This is a genomic window from Cytophagales bacterium (assembly GCA_033344775.1).
Lineage (GTDB): Bacteria > Bacteroidota > Bacteroidia > Cytophagales > Cyclobacteriaceae > JAWPMT01.
Genome location: JAWPMT010000004.1, coordinates 1260350 through 1280345, shown reverse-complemented (window position 1 = coordinate 1280345; position 19996 = coordinate 1260350). Strand labels below are relative to the sequence as shown.

Sequence of the window (19996 nt, the reverse complement as noted above, 5' to 3'; positions counted from 1 at the left end):
CATGCACCCTTCCAATATCCAACCTCCAAGACTTGCTGCACAACTGCTAAAGTGGTTGCTCAAGGAAGAATTGCTGGAAGAGATATCGGGCGATCTACTAGAACGATACGAAATAAAAATTCAACAATATCCGTCCTGGCGTGCGCGTCTGCACTATTGGTATCAGGTCATTCATTACCTGCGTCCGTTCGCCATTCGGCAACCTTTGGTCTTCAACTCAACATTTTTCATCATGTTCAAAAACTATTTATTGATTGCCACACGCAATCTGACAAAGCACAAATTTCATAGCAGCATCAACATCCTGAGTCTGGCAATTGGAATAGCGGCCTGTCTGGTGATTTATCTTTTCATCGCTGACGAACGAAGCTTCGATTCCATTCACCAGAAAAACATCTACCGCTTGTGTGAGGTGCAAAGTTTCCCCGGAACCAATACCCAAAATGTGGCTTTATCCATGTCAGCGATGGGCCCAACTTTGAATGCGGAGTATCCAGCACTCAAGCAGTTCACCCGCTATTGGAACAGGGGTAAACGCATCTTTGAAATTGATGAAAAGCAAATCGCTATTGAAAGTGTAGCGTTTGTGGACAGTACATTCTTTCATGTTTTTGATTTTCCCTTGCTTTCAGGAGATAAGTCCGAAGTATTGGTGGAACCTAAAAGTCTGGTGGTTAGTGAGGAATCCGCCATGAAACTTTTGGGTAAACTGGACGTGATCGGGGAGAGCGTCATACTATGGGACCAGTCTTTTAAAATAACTGGTGTCATGCAGGATATCCCTGAAAACGCTCATTTGCAATTTGATGTACTCGTTTCCATTGCGACACAGTTGGAGGACAATCCGGACTTCAACAACCAATGGGGATCGAATTTTCTGATCACTTACTTCGAAATTGATGAGGGAGCAGACATTGAGCAACTGGAGACGCAATTTGCAGAAATACTGCCCGAGAGATCCGGCTGGGCCGAAATGAATGATATGATCATTACCTATTTGCAACCACTTTCGGAGGTGCATTTAGGCTCCACAGATACACAACACGATTACCAGAACTATCGCAAATTCAATGGTGCTTATCTGGATATCTTTTCATTGGTGGGCATTTTTATTTTGGTGATTGCAGGTGTAAACTTCATGAACCTTTCCACTGCACGGGCCAGTAAACGTGCCAAGGAGGTAGGCATCCGAAAATCAGTCGGCGCTTATAAGCCACAATTGTTTTGGCAGTTCATTGTTGAGTCTACTTTGCTGGCAATGGGAGCGCTGGTCTTAGGTGTGCTGATTGATGTCATTGCCTTGCCGTTCCTTAATGTAGCGGTAGATCGTCAACTATCCTTAATGACCATATTGACAGATCCCATGTTGTTGTTGATGGTATTAGCGGTGGTCATCGCTCTGGGGATGCTGGCCGGGCTATATCCTTCTCTGCACTTGTCCTCTTTCAAGCCAGCTGTGGTACTCAAAGGAAGTGCCATGACTGATCGAAAGTCTATACTTCGAAGCTCTTTGGTGGTTACTCAATTTAGTCTGGTCCTGGCAATGATTGTGGCCACATTCATTGTATTGAATCAACTCAATTTCATGCGGAGTAAAGACATTGGTTTTGATACTGAACAAATGTTGTTGATCGAAATGGGGGGCAGCTCCAATGAGAAATTTGATGTGATCAAATCCGAGATCAAAGCATTAAGTCACGTGAGCGGCGTGACCGCCTCTGGTCAGCGGTTGGGAAACAACCTTCATCAATGGGGCTTTAAAGTTGCTGCAGATACAGGAGTCATTGACATGACGACCTCCAATACCTGGGTGGACTATGACTACCTCGAAGTATACGGTATTGAATTGCTGGCAGGAAGGGGCTTTTCTAAAGACCATGCACGTGATGATGGACTTTCATTTGTGATCAATGAGTCATTGGCGAAGGAATTGCCTTTTGAAGATCCGCTGGGTAAAAGTGTAGGTCATGGATTTTACCCAAACGATTCACTAGGTACGGTGATCGGAATTACCAGGGACTTTAATTACAATTCCCTGCATCATGAAGTCAATACTTTGTCACTGGTGGTTCATGAAGAATGGGGTTTCGATGAGATGTCTGTGAAAATCACTGGAAATGTTGATGCAGCGGTTAGAGAAGTAGAAGAAATTTGGAGAACTCACGTGCCGGAATATCCATTCAGCTACACATTCCTGGACGATCACTTTGATGAATTGTATAAATCCGATCAGCAGATGAGCACGGTCGTCTCCATCATTGCCGTTCTCTCGATTCTGATCGGTAGTTTGGGCTTATTCGGCTTGTCTGCTATTTCTGTTGAGAGACGTATCAAAGAAGTAGGGGTAAGAAAAGTACTGGGAGCATCCATTAGCCAGATACTGGTGATCCTTTCTTCGCATTTTGCCTGGCTGATCCTGATTTCCTTTCTCATCGCGGCTCCGGCAACGTATTACTTCTTGTTCCAATGGCTGGAAAACTTTGCATTCCGAGTGGAGATCAACCCGATGATCTTCCTACTGGGAGGCTTCCTGGCATTTGCCATCGCCATGCTGACCATTAGCTTTCACACTTTGCGTGCGGCGAATACCAATCCGGTGAGGTCGTTGAGGTACGAATAGGTATCCTATTTGTTCCCTCTTGCCATCGTTTGAGTCCTCTCAAACGATCATACCCTCAGAGTCATTCTTTGTAGACTCTGGGGGAATGGATCAAGCCATTTCCGACAATTCCAGCCACCGCATTTCCTTTTCTTCCAGTTCTTCGTCAATGGCGGTGACTCTTTCCGACCATTGCTGTAGTTCTTCAAAGCCGCCCGAACCACTGTTCATTTGTTCAACCAACTGGCTCTTCTCAGACTCCAGTTTAGCAATTTTAGCTTCCAGTTCTTCCAGCTCTTTTTTCTCTTTGAAAGAAAGTTTACGTGTCTGTTCTTTTGGCTTAGCCGCTTCTTTCTTAGGTGTTTCTTTTTTCGACTCGGCTTTCTTTTCCTGAGCTATGCTTTCTCGGTAGTCGGTGTAGTTGCCTGGAAAATCCCTAATCAGGCCTTGCCCTTCAAAAACGAATAAGTGATCCACCAATCGATCCATAAAATACCGGTCGTGAGAAACGATCAATAAACAACCATCATATTTTTCCAGATAGTCTTCCAGCACATTTAGTGTCATGATGTCCAGGTCATTGGTCGGCTCATCGAGGATAATGAAGTTAGGATTCTCCATCAAGACGCGAAGTAGTTGTAACCTTCGGCGTTCGCCGCCACTAAGTTTACCTACCAGGCTGTATTGTAATTCCGGGGAAAACAAGAATTGATGCAGTAACTGAGAAGCCGTAACTTCTGACCCATCAGCAAGTTTGATGTATTCGGCCACTTCCTGTACAATGTCAATCACCCGCTTGCTCAGATCGAACGATTGTTCTTCCTGCGTATAGAAGCCAATTTTAGTATTGAGTCCCTGATCCAATTCGCCTTCGTCCGGTGGGAAGTCACCCGCTATGAGTTTCAGGAATGTTGATTTTCCTACACCATTGGGACCGACAATGCCAATCCGATCACCACGCTTAAAGACATATTCAAATTGATCGACAAATGGCTGTCCATCGAAGCTTTTGGTGATTTTCTGCAACTCCAGGATCTTTTTGCCCTGTCTGTTGGCTTTTAGTTTGACTTCTAGCTCCGCACTATCTACTTTTTTCGAAACGGTCTCTTTCAGGTCATGGAATGCATCAATACGGTATTTGGCTTTGGTGCCTCGTGCTTTGGGTTGGCGCCGCATCCATTCCAGTTCCTTCTTCATCAGGTTCCTGGCCTTGGTAATAGTGACCTGTTCCATGGTTTGCCGCTCTTCTTTCTTCTGCAGAAAGTAACTGTAGTTGCCCGTGTATTTGAAGATCTGCCCCTGATCGATCTCCAGGATTTCGTTGGTCACCCGATCCAGGAAGTAGCGATCGTGTGTTACCATGAGTAGCGTCAGATTTTGCGTTGCCAGATAGTTTTCCAGCCACTCGATGATTTCCAGGTCCAGGTGGTTGGTTGGCTCATCGAGGATCAGAAAGTCGGGTTGTGTAACCAGTACTTTTGCCAAAGCCACTCTTTTCCGCTGACCACCCGACATGGCGCCCAGTTTTTGTCCAAAATCATGAATGCCCAACTTGCCTAGGATCTGCTTGACATCACTTTCGTAATCCCAGGCTCCTTTAGCATCCATTTGCTCAATGATTGGCGTAAGGTCGGGTGCATTTTCAGGATCTGATTCCAGTTTTTGGAGGGCGAGCTCATAGTCTTTGATGAGCTTCAAAACTGCATCTTCTCCTTCAAATATGGATTCTTCTACCGTGTCTTCATCTTCCAGAACGGGTGTTTGAGCCAACATGGCCACTTTGATGTCTTTGCGAAAAGAAACTTCTCCTTGATCCTGGGTCTCGAAACCGGCGATGATCTTGAGCAGGGTAGATTTACCACAACCATTCACACCCACCAACGCTACTTTTCGCCCCTGATCGATCCCGAAAGTCAGTTTTTCAAACAGTTGACGCTCATCAAAGCTTTTTGCGAGATTTTCTGCCGACAGGTAGTTCATGCGGCGAAATTACTAAAGGCTTTCTTCAAATTTGATGCTTGGGTCGAGGTTCATTACTCTGCTAGCCATTCCAAAACTCGGGCATTAAGGTCCATGGAATTATTGAGCAACTCATCAGGACTAACTTTCTCACCGAAGGAGTTCTGCTCCCGATCAGCCATGATCGCTGTGGTAAGATTGAAAATGGCTCCGTTGGACAATTCAAAAGCAGTGTTTCCAGTAGACAGTCCACAACTTCTTTGACCGAAAATCCGTGTATTGGCTCTACCAATGAATGAGATGGCCGTGGCTTCTCCTGCGCTGGCTGTTTCACTGTCAATGATTACGGCAATTTTAAGCTCTGGATTGATGACTTCAGCGGGTTCCGAAACGGCGGCAAAGACATTGCTGCGATCTCCAATATAGGCATCACCGTCTTCATAACCCCATAGGATAGGGCCATCGTTCGGGTCGAGGAAGTATCCATGAATATCGTTGCCTAATAACGGACCAACGCTCGCCAGCATTATGGGGAATGAACCTCCTAAATTTTCTGTCAGGTCGAGCACCCATGCGGTTACACCCCTATCCCGGCCTTCTTTCAAGGTATTCTTGATCTCATCCAAATAGTTCTGTTTTTCTTCTTCAGGTGATCGCGTGGCAATAGCTCTTATAGCAACATATCCTATTTCATCCGGTAGGTTTTCTATGAACAATTGTGAAGGGATGCATGTGATGAATGATTCCCGATAGAGCCAGTTTCCAAATCTGTAGGAGCTATGACTGTCTGATAATACCCGAAGTAAAACCCTTACGGCTGGTTGGAAGCCACTACGATCATATTCACTGTTGACAGATCGGTAGTATTTTCCCAATTGATATCTGCGCTGTACAGGGCATGCTCCTGAGCGATATCCAGCATTTCAATCAATATGTCCCGGGAGGTTTCATCTACTTCAAATGAAGTGTCATCACAGGCAATAACCACACCGCATAGTAGACATAGGAGCCAAATTCTTTTCATGTCAGGAAGGTTTCCATTCCCGATATCAAGCATCATGCCAGCTTAGCGCTAAGTAAATACGTAAGCCCAATAGATGAGGACAAACTGCAATGGCAATCTCACCCATAATCCCCAAATCGGTATTTTCATGCCGGCACCTTTTTGTTGTAAGTGATAGATATTGGCGGGAAAAACAGCAATGAGCAAAGCGATGATCCCCCAGGCGGCCCATGGACTGAATGGAGTAAATAGCAGTACACCCAAGATAATCTCTGCTCCTCCGGAAATCACATTGATTAATGGTTTGTTTTTCAAAAACGGTGGTGTGATCTTATAATAGAACTTTGGGTTGACGAAGTGATTTATGCCAGCCAGGATGTAGAGGACGGCCATGATGTATTTGCTTATTTCCATGTGAGGGTCAATGATGTAAGTCAGTCCTTAAATATACGATTCAAATGCATCCGTAAGATTGAAGAGGGTTTCAGAAAATCAATGGATTTTATCAAAAGGCCGGACTATCTAGCCTTTATGAAAACAGCAAGTTCGTAGGGCCGATTTGAATTTTGAGCTGTCTTTTGGAGTATAAAAGCGACTCATGCCTAGTGAAAGCAACGGAATTGACGTTGTAATGAGTAAAGCAGAAAAGTAACAATCAATTAGGTAAGTACACCATATTTTTCATTCACCTTTACATTTAAAGGTTTTGATGTAGCTTCGTAGCCTTATTGCAAAATAAGCTACTCTTGGATTTCACTTCATTTGGATTAGACGATAGACTCGTAGACGGCATCAACGCCATTGGCTTTACCGAAGCTACACCCATTCAGCAAAAGGCGATCCCCAAAATCATCGATGGGAAAGATATTATTGCCTCTGCTCAAACCGGAACGGGTAAAACTGCAGCTTTTTTATTGCCACTCATCCATAAAATCATTTCGGAGGGCGATTCTGATACAACGATCAAAGCACTGGTCATTGTGCCAACTCGAGAGCTTGCCATACAAATCGATCAGCAGCTTGAAGGATTGTCTTATTTCACCCCGATCAGTTCTATTGCGATCTACGGTGGGAACGATGGCGATAGTTTTAGCCGAGAGAAAAAAGCCATTGTAGAAGGAGCTGATTTTATCATCGGGACACCAGGTAGGCTAATTGCACATTTGTCCATGCCCTATATGGAGCTGAATAAGTTGAAGTATCTGGTGCTGGATGAAGCAGATCGAATGCTGGACATGGGCTTTAATCAGGACATTACCAGGATCATCTCACATACACCCAAAGAACGACAGACGTTACTATTTTCGGCTACTATGCCTCCGAAGATTCGCGCGTTGATGGATGCCGTATTGACGGATCATGAAGAAATTAAAATAGCTGTTTCCAAACCAGCGGAGAAAGTGGTGCAAGCTGCTTTTTCGGTATATGAGGATCAGAAGATCCCCCTGATGAAATTTTTACTGACCAGGAAAAAGCTAAGTAGCGTTATTGTTTTTTCTTCGACGAAAGAGGGAGCCAAGGAGCTTAATCGCGCCTTGCAAAAACTGGATCTTATGAGCGAAGGCATTCATTCTGATTTGGATCAGGAAAAGCGTGAGGAAATACTCACCGCCTTCAAGAACAAGAAACTCAATATCCTTGTGGCTACGGATATCCTTTCCCGTGGGATTGATATCGAGGACATAGAACTGGTTGTTAATTATGATGTACCTAATGATGGCGAGGATTACATTCACCGCATAGGAAGGACCGCCAGAGCCGCCTCACAAGGAGCAGCATTTACGTTGATCAGCGAAAAGGAGCAAACGAAATTTGCCAAGATTGAAAAACTGCTTGGCCGTGATGTGATCAAGGCGAAACTGCCCGCAGAAATTGGAGAAGGACCGGTTTATAATCCAAAGCCTTTTCGGGGAGGACGTAGAAAACCATCCCGATCCAGAGGAAAAAAATAGTTCTTGCTGTAAATACAGAATTTTGTAGGTTTTTTGCCTTAAATTTTCTATATTCGCGTCTTGAAAGTTCGGCAATTAGCTGTAGTGTCATTCTCCTCTTGCCAACCTAACAGACCTACTTTTATTGCTGTTTTCATTAGTGGATGTTTCAGACTTAAGCCCATTTTTTCCTTAAGGCATAAAAGTCAAAATCCAATTTTAAGCTGATAGGCATGAACTATTACATGGTTATTAGCATTATTAGACATTAAAATAAGTAGGCGTATCGCAAACGTAGGGAACCATTTAATCGCAGCGGCAAATTCAAAAAATTGCCCTAATCGAACAAAAAACAGCTTATCAGTCCGAATCACAGGAGAGGTCCCCACCAACAACGCATTTAAATTATTGAATAAAAACTCAGCCATGAAAGGTATTGATATGCTTTCATGGGCCGGGAATTTCAATTGGCGCATTCACAAGGCATTAGAAATAGCTGCTCAGGTGGCTGAAGAGCTGGACACTATCGGACGAGATCATGTCGGAGGGTGCTCTTCATTTTTAAACAGGGTTTCGGTGGCCAGACCGTAATTCAGACGAATAGATAGGATATGGGAAGATCGCAGAATAGCTTTATTAAAGCTCAGAAACAGAAGGAAAAGTTGAGGAAGCGGCACGAGAAAGAGCTGAAGAAGAAAGAACGGCAGGAAAATAATGCCAAGGGCGGAAGCCTCGAAGATATGATGGCATATATCGACGAAAACGGAAATATTACCAATACGCCACCAGAGCCTGTGGTAGAACCCAAAAAAGGGGAGAAGTAATTTTCCATCGTTGGCCAATGAGACCTGGATCTCAGTTGGTTTACGACCACTTAAGAAAATAAAAATATACCTTCGGAAGAAGGCATTTGAAAGAGTTTGGTTTTAATAAACAATCATTATGGCAAGACCATTATCAGCCCCAATTAAATTAAAAGCGGGCTATTACATTGAGCTGAGAAGGCAAGGGGAGAACAAAGGAGTGAAGATCAGAAGTGAAAATATCACTCAATTGTACGAGTCGATCAAAAGATATGAAGGTTTTTACAACGTCGTGTATTACGGTGAAGTGAAGAACGGAAAAGTGATCGACAACAAGCTTCCTAAGAGAAATTAGGAATAAATATCCTTCAATATAACGTGCCAGCTGCGACTTACGTAGCTGGCATTTTTTTGTTTAAAATCGGATCGCCAATAGAAGGCCCGACGAACCAAATACAGGTCAAAGCAGTTAGGAATCTGATTGATTATTAATTATTAATGAGTTACCTGGTTAGAAAGTGAGGTCGCAATTTGCGTCCATCAAGTTTTGGTACAGTCATTAGGTCAATTTGATTACCTTGGCGAAAATTTAAAAAAACCTTGCCCGTGATTATGAAAACCCCTTACAGGTTTTCGAAAGATAGTGATGCCGAGTTTGAAAGCATTCTGAAATTTCGAGTAAACGAGTACTTCCGCGTCAATAACGTGAGCAAGCATGGTAATGCACAGCTGGTTCTAAAAACAGCGATCATGCTTTCGGTTTTTCTTACCCCACTGGTCTTGCTTTTGAGTGGCGTAGCTTCCAATCCGTGGTTCTTTTTTGGACTCTGGGTCCTAATGGGTGTGGGTAAATCGGGCTTAGGACTAAATGTCATGCATGATGCCATTCATGGCGCCTATTCTAAAAATGCCAAAGTGAACAAGGCCATGGGCATGGTACTCAACCTCATTGGTGGACATACGGAGATTTGGCGACTCCAGCACAATGTGCTACATCATACCTTCACCAATATCGATGGAGGTGACGAAGATATCTTCATTACACCAATATTGCGATTCTCTCCAAATCAGAAACTGATGGGCATACATCGGTTCCAGCACATCTATGCATGGGTGCTTTACGGCATGATGACCATGAGTAAATTGGTCAATGATGTGCTACGTGCATTTCGATACCGAAAAATGGGTCTCATCAAGAGTCGTCAGGAGTTTTCAAAATTGATCACGGATCTGGCCATCTGGAAAGCCGGATACCTTACGGTGATGTTGATTTTACCGATTGTATTGCTTTCGACGCCCTGGTGGTGGGTGCTGTTGGGCTTTGGCTTGATGCATTTTATTACGGGATTTGCCTTATCGGTGGTCTTCCAAAGTGCACACGTGATGCCTGAATGTGAATTTCCGTTACCTGATGCCGAAGGGCAAATGGACAATAACTTTGTCGTACATCAATTGGCCACAACGACCAACTTTGCTACCGGCAACCGCATATTGTCCTGGTTGATTGGTGGATTGAACTTTCAGGTAGAGCATCACCTGTTTCCGACCATCTGTCACGTGCATTATCACAAGATCTCCAAGATCGTTGCGGCGACAGCAAGGGAATTTGACATCCAGTACAACAGTCAGAGAACATTCCTTTTAGCGATCCTGAACCACGGCCGTATGTTGGCGTCATTGGGTAAAGTGGAACCTCAATTAGAGCCAGCAGGATAATTGTTATAAGTTACTATCAATGGTAATTGTCCGCTTATAAGGGGACAAAAGGGCTGTATTGCAAAAACTGTTTTACCTGATTGCGTCTTTTCTTGATTTTTCTTCCTAAAATCACGTTGTAATCATTTTTAGTTTCATACTTACAACGATGAACAAGCGCTCATTTTTTAAAAAGGCTTCAGCGGCGGTGGCCGCGATAGGATTAGCTCCAATAGCAGTAGAAGCAAAAAATACCCTTCCAGGCAGATTTGTGCACATGGTTTTTTTCTGGATGAATGATCCCGATGATGAAAAGACCATCGAGCAATTCATGAAAGGTACAGAAGCCTTCTTCAAGAAAGTAGAGACGATCAAAACTTACCATATCGGAGAACCGGCAGGAACACCCCGCGATGTTGTAGATGGCAGCTATCAGGTTTCACTGGTTGTGACCTTCGACAGTAAAGAAGATCAGGATATTTATCAAGCGCATCAGGCGCATTTAGAATACATCGAGGAATACAAGCACTTGTGGAAAAGAGTTCAGGTTTACGATTCCTGGGCATGAACATCATGAAGTCTTTTCTATTCGCGCTTCTGATCCTCATCCCCTCGTTTTTGTGGTCACAAGGCTTTATTGATATTGCTCGACTGGATGCTACTCGTGGGCTGATGGGCAATGACTATGATGAGTTGAATGGACTTAATCTGGCGCTGCAATTCCCGATCCTACTCCCTTCCAAGGACGCCATATTAACAGGTTTTTCAATGGAAGGAACAGGTGTCGAAGATGTCTTCTCCGATTACAAAGCCAGAAACATAACGCTCAGCCTTGGGGCGAATATCAATCTGAAGGAAGGTCGTCCATTGACTGTTGCTACCTTCCATCGCATGAACAGTGATCAGTTTACGATTAATGGATCAGCATATCAGTTTGCACTAGTGGCCTTGTATACTTATAAAAAGACAGAGAATGCCGAGTTTCGTTTAGGATTCTATACGAATACAGAGTTTATGGGACAGTTAGTAACGCCATTGTTCGGCATTGACTGGAAGATCAGCCCTAAAGTTCGTTTTTATGGCGTACTTCCGGCTACAGGAACTTTATCCTTTCAACAAAACGACAAATGGTACATCGGTGCGGATTTTTTAGGCGTTTTTCAGACTTACAGGCAACCTGCAGATGGTGATTTCTATTTGCAGCGGGCGGTGAACTTATTGAGCTTTTTCTCAGATTACTACCTCACTGATAACATCGTTTTCAATGCCAAAATTGGCTTTCTATTAGGCAGTGGCTATAAATTATTCGAAGAAGGAGATCAGGTCGACTGGGCACTGAACCTGGTAAAATTTGGTGACGATCGAACCGAACTGGACCGCATCAAAACAGACGGCCTCGTTGCTAAAGCCGGACTTGTATTCCGCTTCAATTTGGAGAAGAAGTAGATCAACTTTCCTATTCCCCTCTTGGGAGGGGTCAGGGGTGGGTTACGTCTGTCATCCACAGCCTTTCCTTTGAAGACGTTTCCATGCCGTTTGTCTTAGTTGTGCTTCCCGCTGGTGGATATTGTGGCCACAATTCCTTAAGACCCCTAAATACTTATTAAATTGAGGAGGATTAACTCTTGAAAATTCAATGGCTACTTTCAATATCAAAGTAAATGGAGCCTCCAGAAAGGTGAACGTAGATGAAGATACTCCCATGTTGTGGGTACTTCGTGACGAGCTTGATCTGGTAGGAACAAAATTTGGCTGCGGGATTGCACAATGCGGTGCATGTACCATTCATTTAAACGGAACGGCCGTCAGGTCATGTCAACTGCCGGTGGCTGCAGTTGGAGATGGTGAGATCAAGACGATCGAAGGACTTTCAGAAAAAGCAGAGAAAGCTGAACATGCAGTGCAGCAAGCCTGGTTGGAGCATGATGTTCCTCAATGCGGTTACTGTCAGGCAGGTCAGATTATGAATGCTGCTTCTTTTTTAGCCACAAATCCGAATCCTTCGGATGAGCAGATCGAAAATGCCATGAACGGTAACCTTTGCCGGTGTGGAACTTACACGAGGATCAAAGCTGCGATCAAAACAGCGGCATCTAAAATGAGTTAATCACCGAAAACCTGGAATCATGACATTAATCAAAGAGAAATATAATCGTCGATCTTTCATGAAAGTGTCCACCATGGCTGGTGGAGGGATCATGTTAGGTGTAAGCTGGCTACAAAGCTGCGCTCCGGAACAAGCCGAAGTGCTTGGTATTCCCGAGACCTGGGTCGACATGAATGCATTCATCAAAATTGGTGACAATGGCGTCGTTACCATCTATTCGCCTAATCCTGAGATCGGACAAAATGTGAAAACGTCTATGCCGATGATCATAGCGGAGGAATTGGACGTTGATTGGAAAAATGTGGTGGTGGAACAAGCACCCTACGACATTTCCAAATACACCCGTCAGTTGGCCGGAGGTAGCCAGTCCATTCGTCAAGGCTGGACCAGTTTGCGGACTGCAGGTGCGACCGTAAGACGCATGTTAATGGAAGCAGCCGCGAAAGAATGGCAAGTTCCTGTGGGTGAGTTGACGACCGAGAATGGTGTGATCAAACACAGCTCAGGAAAATCAATCGGTTATGGAGCAGTAGCTTCGGCGGCTTCAGGAATGGAAGTTCCTCAAGATGTTAAACTGAAAGACCCCAAGGATTTTAAGATCATTGGCCAGTCCAAGAAAAATGTTGATGCACCTAAGATCGTTACCGGACAGCCTTTATATGGTATCGATATCAAACGAGAAGGCATGCAAATCGCAGCTATTGTGCATCCGCCGGCGTTTGGAATGAAGGTGAAATCTGTGGATGATACTGCCGCCCGAGCGGTATCGGGTATCACTGATGTCGTAATTGTAAATACCGAACCTGCTGAGAAGCAATGGTCTGATACCAATGCATTCACAGAATTGGTTGCAGTTGTAGGTAAGTCTACCTGGCAAGTGATGAAGGCTAAGAAAGCCTTGAAAATTGAATGGACACAGGACACGCCTGCTGAAAGCACCATTGATCACAACCAGAAACTCGCCAGTGCTTTGGCAAAAAGTTCTGAAGCAGCTCGCGAAAATGGTAACCCTGGTCGCGCATTTGCGAATGCTGCTCAGGTCGTAGAAAGAGAATATTCAGCACCGTTCCTGGCACACAATACCATGGAGCCTATGAACTTCTTTGCCGATGTGAAGGAAGGAAGTGCTGAGTTGGTCGGACCAATCCAGACACCAGAATACCTGAGTAAAAGTGCGGCTAGTCTGCTTGGAATTCCTGAAGAAAACATTTCCATAGACATGACCCGAATGGGGGGAGGATTTGGACGTAGACTTTACGGACACTTCGCATTGGAAGCGGCTGCTATCTCTCAAAAAGTTGGAACACCGATTAAGATGGTTTACACCAGAGAGGATGATATGGCGCAGGGTACTTATCGACCTGCTTACCAGGTGAAATACCGTGCAGCTTTAGATGCGAACAATAAAATGACCGCTTTACATGTGAAAGGATCGGGTATTCATGGAAGTCCGGTGTTTGCCGATCGTTTCCCTGCAGGTTCCGTGGATAACTACCTGGCGGAAAATGAAGGTGTTGAATCCAACATTTCGGCAGGAGCATGGAGAGCACCTCGTTCTAACTTCATGGCAGGTATCGAAAATGCCTTCCTCGATGAAGTAGCTGAAGCGGCTGGTAAAGATCCGATCGATTTCCGGCTGGAACTGTTTGATCGTGCGATCAACGATCCGATTGGAGAGAGAAATGATTACGATCCTAAACGATATGCGGGCGTTTTGGAAGAAGTGAAGAAGAAGGCCAACTGGGGTACGGCAACACCCGGCGTTCATCGTGGTGTCTCTGCTTACTATTGCCATAATTCCTATGTGGCTCAGGTGCTGGACATTGAGATGAAGAACGGAACACCTCGTGTGAAAAAAGTTTGGTGTGTGGTGGATTGTGGTGTGGTAGTAAACCCCGGAGCTGCCAAGAACCAGATCGAAGGAGGAATCGTCGATGGCATCGGACATGCGATGTACGGTCAACTGACATTCAAAGATGGGGCTCCTGAGCAGCAGAACTTTGATCGTTACCGATTGATCCGTCAGCGAGAGGCGCCACTGGAGATTGAGACTTTCTTCATCAATAATGGAATTGATCCTACTGGATTGGGAGAACCATCGTTGCCACCAATCATGGGGGCACTAGCCAATGCTTTGTACAAAGCCACAGGTGAAAGGTTCTACAATCAGCCATTCATTCAGAATGAGATCAAATTAGGATAAGCGTTTAATAACCAACCAATTACTAGACCCAGGCTGTAACGCCTGGGTTTTTTGTTTTGCGACTCCCTCTTAACTTCTAGCTCAATATTTTTTATCCGAAGGACTGCTGCCTGTCACTAGAAATTCCTTGCTGTTCTCTGTCATTCACAAGGGCATAGCAGATGTCATAGTTGACCAATTAGGAGGCTATCTTCAGGAAAGAGGAGGCATGTTGCTGATCACGGAAGTGAACTACTGCAGTAGAAAATAGTTGATTGGAAGGTGTAAAGTCTCCCATTTTTTTGCTTACTTCATGTTGTATAATTCAGCATAGATATGAAAGCAACTGCAATACCCGCACACGAAGACCGATTTGTCCGTTCTGGTGAAGATAGTGCCAAAAAAAGTTTTGTATTCACACCCAAAACATTGGATATTCCCGGTACGGATGAATCATTTGAAGTAATCGAGTGCAAGCCAGAAACCGGAGACAAGTCCTTCTATTACGAGGAAGAAACACCCAAGGAAAGGATCACCATTCACTTTACGGCTGGTTATCTGAAGGGAGATATCGCTGCATTGACCACTCCTGATAATCATGTTTCTGTTCCATATGTGATTGCTAGAAATGGAAATATCTATGAATTGTTTGACCCAACCTTATGGAGCTATCACCTGGGTAAAGGTGCATTAGGCGGCAATACTACAGGAAGTAAAGCTTCTATTGGTATAGAGCTGTCTAATATCGGGCCGCTGACCTTGACGGGAAATGAACTGGAAACTTCTTATGCCGGTGATATTTATTGCTCACTGGATGAATCGGAGTTTTATGTAGAAACAGAAGAATTTCGGGGCAGAACTTATTTCGCAACTCATACAGATGCCCAATACAATAGCCTTTTGCAATTGCTGAAGTACCTGACAGCAAGGTTTGATATTCCTTATGCCTTCCTGCCAGAACCTCAGCGCTATGAGCCTAGCTTAGAAGCCGCACAATTCAAGGGTATCAATACCCACATCAATTCAAGGGAGTCTGGTAAGTGGGACATTGGACCTGGTTTTGATTGGGATCGAATCGCGGAAGGTGCCGAGATTGTTGATGTTTCCGTACCTGACCTAGGAGATAATACTAATTACGTTGTACAAGCTGGCGAGTCACTGACCGCCATTGCCAATAAGTTCAATGTAACCGTAGATGCCTTGAAAGCAGCGAATGAATCCAAATTGCAAACCTGGGGCTCTGTACAAGGCTTCAATGCCGATGAGGAGATAGAGATTCCTTCTTGAAATAATTAACATTAAATGTCATGCCGGTTTTTTTAGTCTTAAGTTTTATCAGACTAAAAAATACCGGTATCTCTTTTGATGCTTATTGCAGCATTATAGCAACAACCACGTCGCACTTTCCACTTCATTGATCAGACACTCAATAACTCCATGATCCTCATAAATCTGAACGTCATTCATGATAAGTGGGAATGCCCGCCGATCAATGACCTTGCCGGTCTTCGAAATTTCCATGGCATTTCCTTTAAACGAAATCTGGCCTTCATTTTTAGGTAAGAAAACACTTGGCTGAGTTGAGATATTTACCACCAAGGGTTCAATGTCCGTGATCAGCTCATGAATCAAGTATCCGTTCCGTAATTTGAGTTTCCTTGGGCTACTCATGATCCCACTCCAATTTCTGTTGTGTGGTTCATTGGGGGTCAACCAATTGGTGCACCGGGCCATCATGACGTTTTCAGAACCTATTCCTTCAAAGGTGATGCCTGCGTAAAAATTCTGTCCAATGACAATGAAATCAGTTTTATCAGCTCGCCAGATTACGAAAATCCAATGGATGCAAATGTTGACAATGTTTATCTGTTGGATTTGATGGCTGAAGATGGTGCAGGGAATAGTACTATGCTGGAGTTGTCGATTACCGTTCTGGATGTGGCTGAATCTGCTCCTGAAATCACTTCAAGTTCGGCGATAGCGGTGGCTGAAAATACGGAAGGAGTAGTGTATGTCGCAACTGCAAATGAGACGGTGATCTTCACGTTGGGAACGTCGAAAGATGAGGCACAATTTGCACTTACGAATGGGACTGAGATCAGCTTCGGAACCACTCCTGATTTTGAGACTCCTCTGGATGCTGATAAAGACAATGTTTATGAGGTAGACTTGAATGCAACAAATGGCGGTGGCCTGTCATCAACATTAGAATTCACCTTCACCGTACGTGATATGGATGAGGTAGCACCTTCCATTACTTCTGGGTTGACAGCTTCTTTTGAAGAAAATGGAACAGGCGTAGCATATAGCATTACCGCTGATGAGAGTGCTACGTTCTCTTTAGGAACAAGTAAAGACGAAGCACTATTCCTACTGGAAAATGAGAACGAGATCAGCTTTACCACCATCCCGGATTTTGAAACTCCTGGAGATTCTGATGGGGATAATGTTTACCTTTTGGATATCTCGGCCATCGATGTGGCAGGGAACTCAACTACGATTGAATTGTCAATTAGCGTTACGGATGTCAATGAAGATGTATTGTCAACCATAATACCTGTTCGGAGTTTGAAGGTGTACCCTAATCCGGCTACCAATATCCTTTCGTTTGAAGCAGATCAAGCGGAAAAAGTAACTGTGGCTGATTTAACGGGCCGAGTGATGTTTATTCCTGCCGGAGAAGATGAGCAATTGCTGGATATTTCTGATTTAGCAGAAGGAGTCTATGTCCTTCGCATTGAGACAGCAAACCGTATTTATCATCAGAGATTCACAAAAAGATAAAGCCACAACAACCTCCCGGGTTGAGTATACAGCTCGGGATCGGTTATAAATTTCATGCATCAAAAAAGCCGCTCCCCAATGGAAGCGGCTTTCGTATTTTTAGGATTTTTCTCGTCAGAATATTGCTTCTCAAAGCTCGAAATGACGAGAAAAAATCAACTAAAACTAGCTTTCAAATACTCTCTGTTCATTCTTGCGATGTTCTCTAGTGAGATGCCTTTAGGACACTCTACTTCGCAAGCTCCGGTGTTGGTGCAGTTACCAAAACCTTCTTCATCCATTTGGTTCACCATGTGCTGTACTCGCTCTTTGGCTTCCACCTGGCCTTGAGGTAACAGAGCAAATTGAGATACTTTGGCAGAGACGAATAGCATGGCAGAGGCATTCTTACAAGTTGCTACGCAAGCGCCACAGCCAATGCAAGTCGCTGCATCAAATGCCTTGTCTGCATCTTCCTTTGGAATGGGAATGGCGTTGGCATCCTGGGTATTTCCAGACGTATTTACACCGATGAATCCTCCTGTGGCCATGATACGGTCGAATGCACTTCGATCTACGACCAGGTCTTTGATTACCGGGAAGGCTTTTGCTCTCCAAGGTTCGATAAAGATCGTATCACCGTCTTTGAATTCACGCATATGTAACTGACAGGTTGTGATTTCTCTGCCCGGACCGTGTGCTTCTCCATTGATCATCATGGAGCAACTTCCACAAATTCCTTCACGACAGTCATGATCAAAAGCAACAGGCTCCTTTCCCTCATCAATCAACTGCTCATTCAGGATATCCATCATTTCCAGGAAAGAACTATCCGTAGAAATATCTTTTACCTGATATTCCTCCATTTGGCCCTTGTCCTTGTCATTTTTCTGTCTCCAAACTTTTAAAGTAAGGTTTAATCCTTTTCCTGACATAGTGCTATTATTTGTATGACCGTGTTTTCAATTCAATGTTTTCGTAATTCAGCGCCTCTTTATGCAAGACCGCTTCAGCAGGTTCCCCTTTAAATTCCCAGGCGGAAACGTGGGTGAAGTTACCATCGTTTCTTACCGCTTCTCCTTCCTCCGTTTGGTGCTCTTCACGGAAGTGGCCCCCACAAGATTCTTCTCTTTCCAGTGCATCCCTTGCGAACAGCTCTCCTAATTCAAGGAAGTCTGCGACTCGGCCTGCTTTTTCCAGTTCAAGGTTCATGCCTTCAGCTACACCCGGAACTTTTACCTCTTTCCAGAACTCATCTCTTAGTTCTTTGATTTTGGCAATGGCATCCTCAAGACCGGCCTTATTCCTGGCCATTCCTACCTGATTCCACATGATCTTACCCAGTTTCTTGTGATAATAATCCACTGAGTGCGACCCTTTGTTATTCAGGAAGAAATCGATTTGATCTTTCACTGCTTTTTCTGCTGCTTCAAATTCAGGGGAATCCGTAGAGATGGCACCCGTTCTAATGTCATCTGCCAAATAATCACCAATGGTATAAGGCAAGACGAAGTAACCATCAGCTAGTCCCTGCATCAAAGCAGAAGCTCCCAATCGGTTAGCACCATGGTCTGAGAAGTTAGCTTCCCCTATTGCGTAGCAACCGTTGATGGTGGTCATCAGGTTGTAATCCACCCAAACACCACCCATGGTATAGTGTACCGCTGGATAGATTTTCATTGGTGTTTTATATGGGTTGTCCGCAGTGATCTTTTCATACATCTGGAACAGGTTGCCATACTTGGCCCTCACCATATTCTCACCGAGTTCTTTTACGCGTTCTTGTGAAGCATTGTGTTCCCCGTTGATGTTGGCTTGCTCTTGTCCGTAGCGCATGATCGCGGCCGAAAAATCCAGATAAACTGCTTCTCCGGTCTCATTTGTTCCTACTCCGAAACCAGCGTCACAACGTTCTTTTGCAGCTCTTGACGCTACATCACGTGGAACCAGGTTTCCAAAAGATGGATATCGACGCTCCAGGAAGTAATCTCTGTTTTCTTCCGCAATCTCAGTAGGTTTCAGGTTGCCCGCACGAACGGCTTCAGCGTCTTCTTTCTTAGCAGGGACCCAAATTCGTCCGTCATTTCTCAGTGATTCACTCATCAGAGTCAGCTTAGACTGCTGATCTCCGTGCTGTGGAATACATGTGGGGTGAATTTGCGTGAAGCAAGGGTTCGCAAAGTAGGCGCCTTTCTTGTGGATTTTCCAACCGGCCGAAACATTCGATCCCATTGCATTAGTCGACAAGAAAAAGACGTTGCCATATCCTCCAGATGCGATCACCACCGCATGTGCTGAATGTCTTTCGATTTCTCCATTTACCAGATTTCTGGCAATGATGCCTCGTGCTTTCCCATCGACAATGACCAAATCCATCATCTCGTGACGGTTGTACATCGTGATCTTACCCTTCCCGATTTGCCGAGACATAGCAGAATAACATCCTAGCAAGAGTTGCTGTCCGGTTTGTCCTTTGGCATAGAAGGTTCTGGATACCTGGACTCCACCAAAAGAACGGTTGTCCAACAACCCACCGTAATCCCTAGCAAAAGGAACACCTTGTGCCACACATTGGTCGATGATGTTGGTCGATACTTCTGCCAATCGATGGACGTTCGCCTCTCTTGAACGATAGTCACCCCCTTTTACTGTATCATAAAACAGTCGGTGGGTAGAGTCACCGTCACCCTGATAGTTTTTTGCCGCATTGATACCTCCCTGAGCAGCAATAGAGTGTGCCCGACGGGGAGAATCCTGATAGCAAAATGCTTTTACGTTGTAGCCCAACTCAGCCAATGTAGCTGCTGCTGAACCTCCGGCCAGTCCTGTTCCCACCACGATGACATCAATCAGTCTTTTGTTCGCAGGGTTGACCAGCTTAATGCTATTTTTATAATTGGTCCATTTATCCTTCAGTGGACCATCTGGGATTTTGGAATCTAAAGTGCTCATAG

General features: G+C 44.5%; 20 protein-coding genes. 12 read left to right on the top strand and 8 right to left on the bottom strand.

Annotated features, from left to right (window positions below):
• The first annotated feature begins 1 nt into the window (after position 1).
• Positions 2-2620: an ABC transporter permease gene (locus R8G66_14185; GenBank protein MDW3193519.1), complete on the top strand. Its 2619-nt coding sequence runs from the start codon at positions 2-4 to the stop codon at positions 2618-2620.
• Positions 2621-2710: 90 nt separating this feature from the next.
• Here the strand turns inward: R8G66_14185 and R8G66_14180 are convergent, their stop codons facing one another.
• The 4 genes from R8G66_14180 to R8G66_14165 are packed head-to-tail and all read right to left on the bottom strand — an operon-like array spanning position 2711 to position 5975.
• Complete coding sequence (locus R8G66_14180) at positions 2711-4579, bottom strand: ABC-F family ATP-binding cassette domain-containing protein (GenBank protein ID MDW3193518.1); 1869 nt, start codon at positions 4577-4579, stop codon at positions 2711-2713.
• A gap of 53 nt (positions 4580-4632) precedes the next feature.
• Positions 4633-5433, bottom strand: a complete 801-nt coding sequence (locus R8G66_14175; protein ID MDW3193517.1) for a S41 family peptidase — start codon at positions 5431-5433, stop codon at positions 4633-4635.
• Positions 5370-5582, bottom strand: a complete 213-nt coding sequence (locus tag R8G66_14170) for a hypothetical protein (GenBank protein MDW3193516.1) — start codon at positions 5580-5582, stop codon at positions 5370-5372. The genes R8G66_14175 and R8G66_14170 overlap by 64 nt, the downstream gene beginning before the upstream one ends.
• Positions 5583-5630: 48 nt before the next feature.
• Positions 5631-5975 carry a DoxX family protein gene (locus tag R8G66_14165; GenBank protein MDW3193515.1) on the bottom strand — a complete coding sequence of 115 codons (345 nt, stop codon included), beginning with the start codon at positions 5973-5975 and terminating at the stop codon, positions 5631-5633.
• 332 nt (positions 5976-6307) lie between these two features.
• Between R8G66_14165 and R8G66_14160 the strand changes: the two genes are divergently transcribed.
• On the top strand, positions 6308-7513 hold the full coding sequence (locus tag R8G66_14160) for a DEAD/DEAH box helicase (GenBank protein MDW3193514.1): 1206 nt from the start codon (positions 6308-6310) through the stop codon (positions 7511-7513).
• A gap of 185 nt (positions 7514-7698) precedes the next feature.
• Here R8G66_14160 and R8G66_14155 read toward each other — a convergent pair whose 3' ends face one another.
• Entirely contained in the window at positions 7699-7920 is a 222-nt protein-coding gene (locus tag R8G66_14155; protein MDW3193513.1) for a hypothetical protein, read from the bottom strand.
• Here R8G66_14155 and R8G66_14150 point away from each other — a divergent pair.
• The 9 genes from R8G66_14150 (at position 7919) to R8G66_14110 (ending at position 15566) form a co-directional block, all read left to right on the top strand.
• The gene (locus R8G66_14150) at positions 7919-8083 is read left to right on the top strand and encodes a hypothetical protein (protein ID MDW3193512.1); all 165 of its coding nucleotides are present in this window, start codon (positions 7919-7921) and stop codon (positions 8081-8083) included. The genes R8G66_14155 and R8G66_14150 overlap by 2 nt on opposite strands.
• 20 nt (positions 8084-8103) lie before the next feature.
• A complete protein-coding gene (locus R8G66_14145) occupies positions 8104-8316 on the top strand; it encodes a cold-shock protein (GenBank protein ID MDW3193511.1) in 213 nt (70 codons plus the stop codon).
• Positions 8317-8434: 118 nt separating this feature from the next.
• Positions 8435-8650, top strand: a complete 216-nt coding sequence (locus tag R8G66_14140; GenBank protein MDW3193510.1) for a hypothetical protein — start codon at positions 8435-8437, stop codon at positions 8648-8650.
• 257 nt (positions 8651-8907) lie between these two features.
• Positions 8908-10011, top strand: a complete 1104-nt coding sequence (locus R8G66_14135) for an acyl-CoA desaturase (protein ID MDW3193509.1) — start codon at positions 8908-8910, stop codon at positions 10009-10011.
• A gap of 148 nt (positions 10012-10159) precedes the next feature.
• A complete protein-coding gene (locus tag R8G66_14130) occupies positions 10160-10558 on the top strand; it encodes a Dabb family protein (protein MDW3193508.1) in 399 nt (132 codons plus the stop codon).
• Positions 10522-11436: a hypothetical protein gene (locus R8G66_14125; protein MDW3193507.1), complete on the top strand. Its 915-nt coding sequence runs from the start codon at positions 10522-10524 to the stop codon at positions 11434-11436. Before R8G66_14130 ends, R8G66_14125 begins: the two co-directional genes overlap by 37 nt.
• 190 nt (positions 11437-11626) lie before the next feature.
• Positions 11627-12097 (top strand): (2Fe-2S)-binding protein, encoded by a 471-nt coding sequence (locus tag R8G66_14120; GenBank protein ID MDW3193506.1) that lies wholly within the window; start codon positions 11627-11629, stop codon positions 12095-12097.
• Between the two features lie 19 nt (positions 12098-12116).
• Positions 12117-14300: a molybdopterin cofactor-binding domain-containing protein gene (locus tag R8G66_14115; protein ID MDW3193505.1), complete on the top strand. Its 2184-nt coding sequence runs from the start codon at positions 12117-12119 to the stop codon at positions 14298-14300.
• Positions 14301-14615: 315 nt separating this feature from the next.
• On the top strand, positions 14616-15566 hold the full coding sequence (locus R8G66_14110; GenBank protein MDW3193504.1) for an N-acetylmuramoyl-L-alanine amidase: 951 nt from the start codon (positions 14616-14618) through the stop codon (positions 15564-15566).
• 93 nt (positions 15567-15659) lie between these two features.
• Here R8G66_14110 and R8G66_14105 read toward each other — a convergent pair whose 3' ends face one another.
• The gene (locus R8G66_14105) at positions 15660-15950 is read right to left on the bottom strand and encodes a hypothetical protein (GenBank protein ID MDW3193503.1); all 291 of its coding nucleotides are present in this window, start codon (positions 15948-15950) and stop codon (positions 15660-15662) included.
• A 21-nt stretch (positions 15951-15971) separates the two neighbouring features.
• Here R8G66_14105 and R8G66_14100 point away from each other — a divergent pair, with 21 nt between their 5' ends.
• Positions 15972-17063 carry a T9SS type A sorting domain-containing protein gene (locus R8G66_14100; GenBank protein MDW3193502.1) on the top strand — a complete coding sequence of 364 codons (1092 nt, stop codon included), beginning with the start codon at positions 15972-15974 and terminating at the stop codon, positions 17061-17063.
• Between the two features lie 155 nt (positions 17064-17218).
• Here the strand turns inward: R8G66_14100 and R8G66_14095 are convergent, their stop codons facing one another.
• Both R8G66_14095 and R8G66_14090 read right to left on the bottom strand, forming a co-directional pair.
• Positions 17219-17977 (bottom strand): succinate dehydrogenase/fumarate reductase iron-sulfur subunit, encoded by a 759-nt coding sequence (locus tag R8G66_14095; GenBank protein ID MDW3193501.1) that lies wholly within the window; start codon positions 17975-17977, stop codon positions 17219-17221.
• Positions 17978-17984: 7 nt separating this feature from the next.
• A complete protein-coding gene (locus tag R8G66_14090) occupies positions 17985-19994 on the bottom strand; it encodes a fumarate reductase/succinate dehydrogenase flavoprotein subunit (protein ID MDW3193500.1) in 2010 nt (669 codons plus the stop codon).
• Positions 19995-19996: the final 2 nt, after the last annotated feature.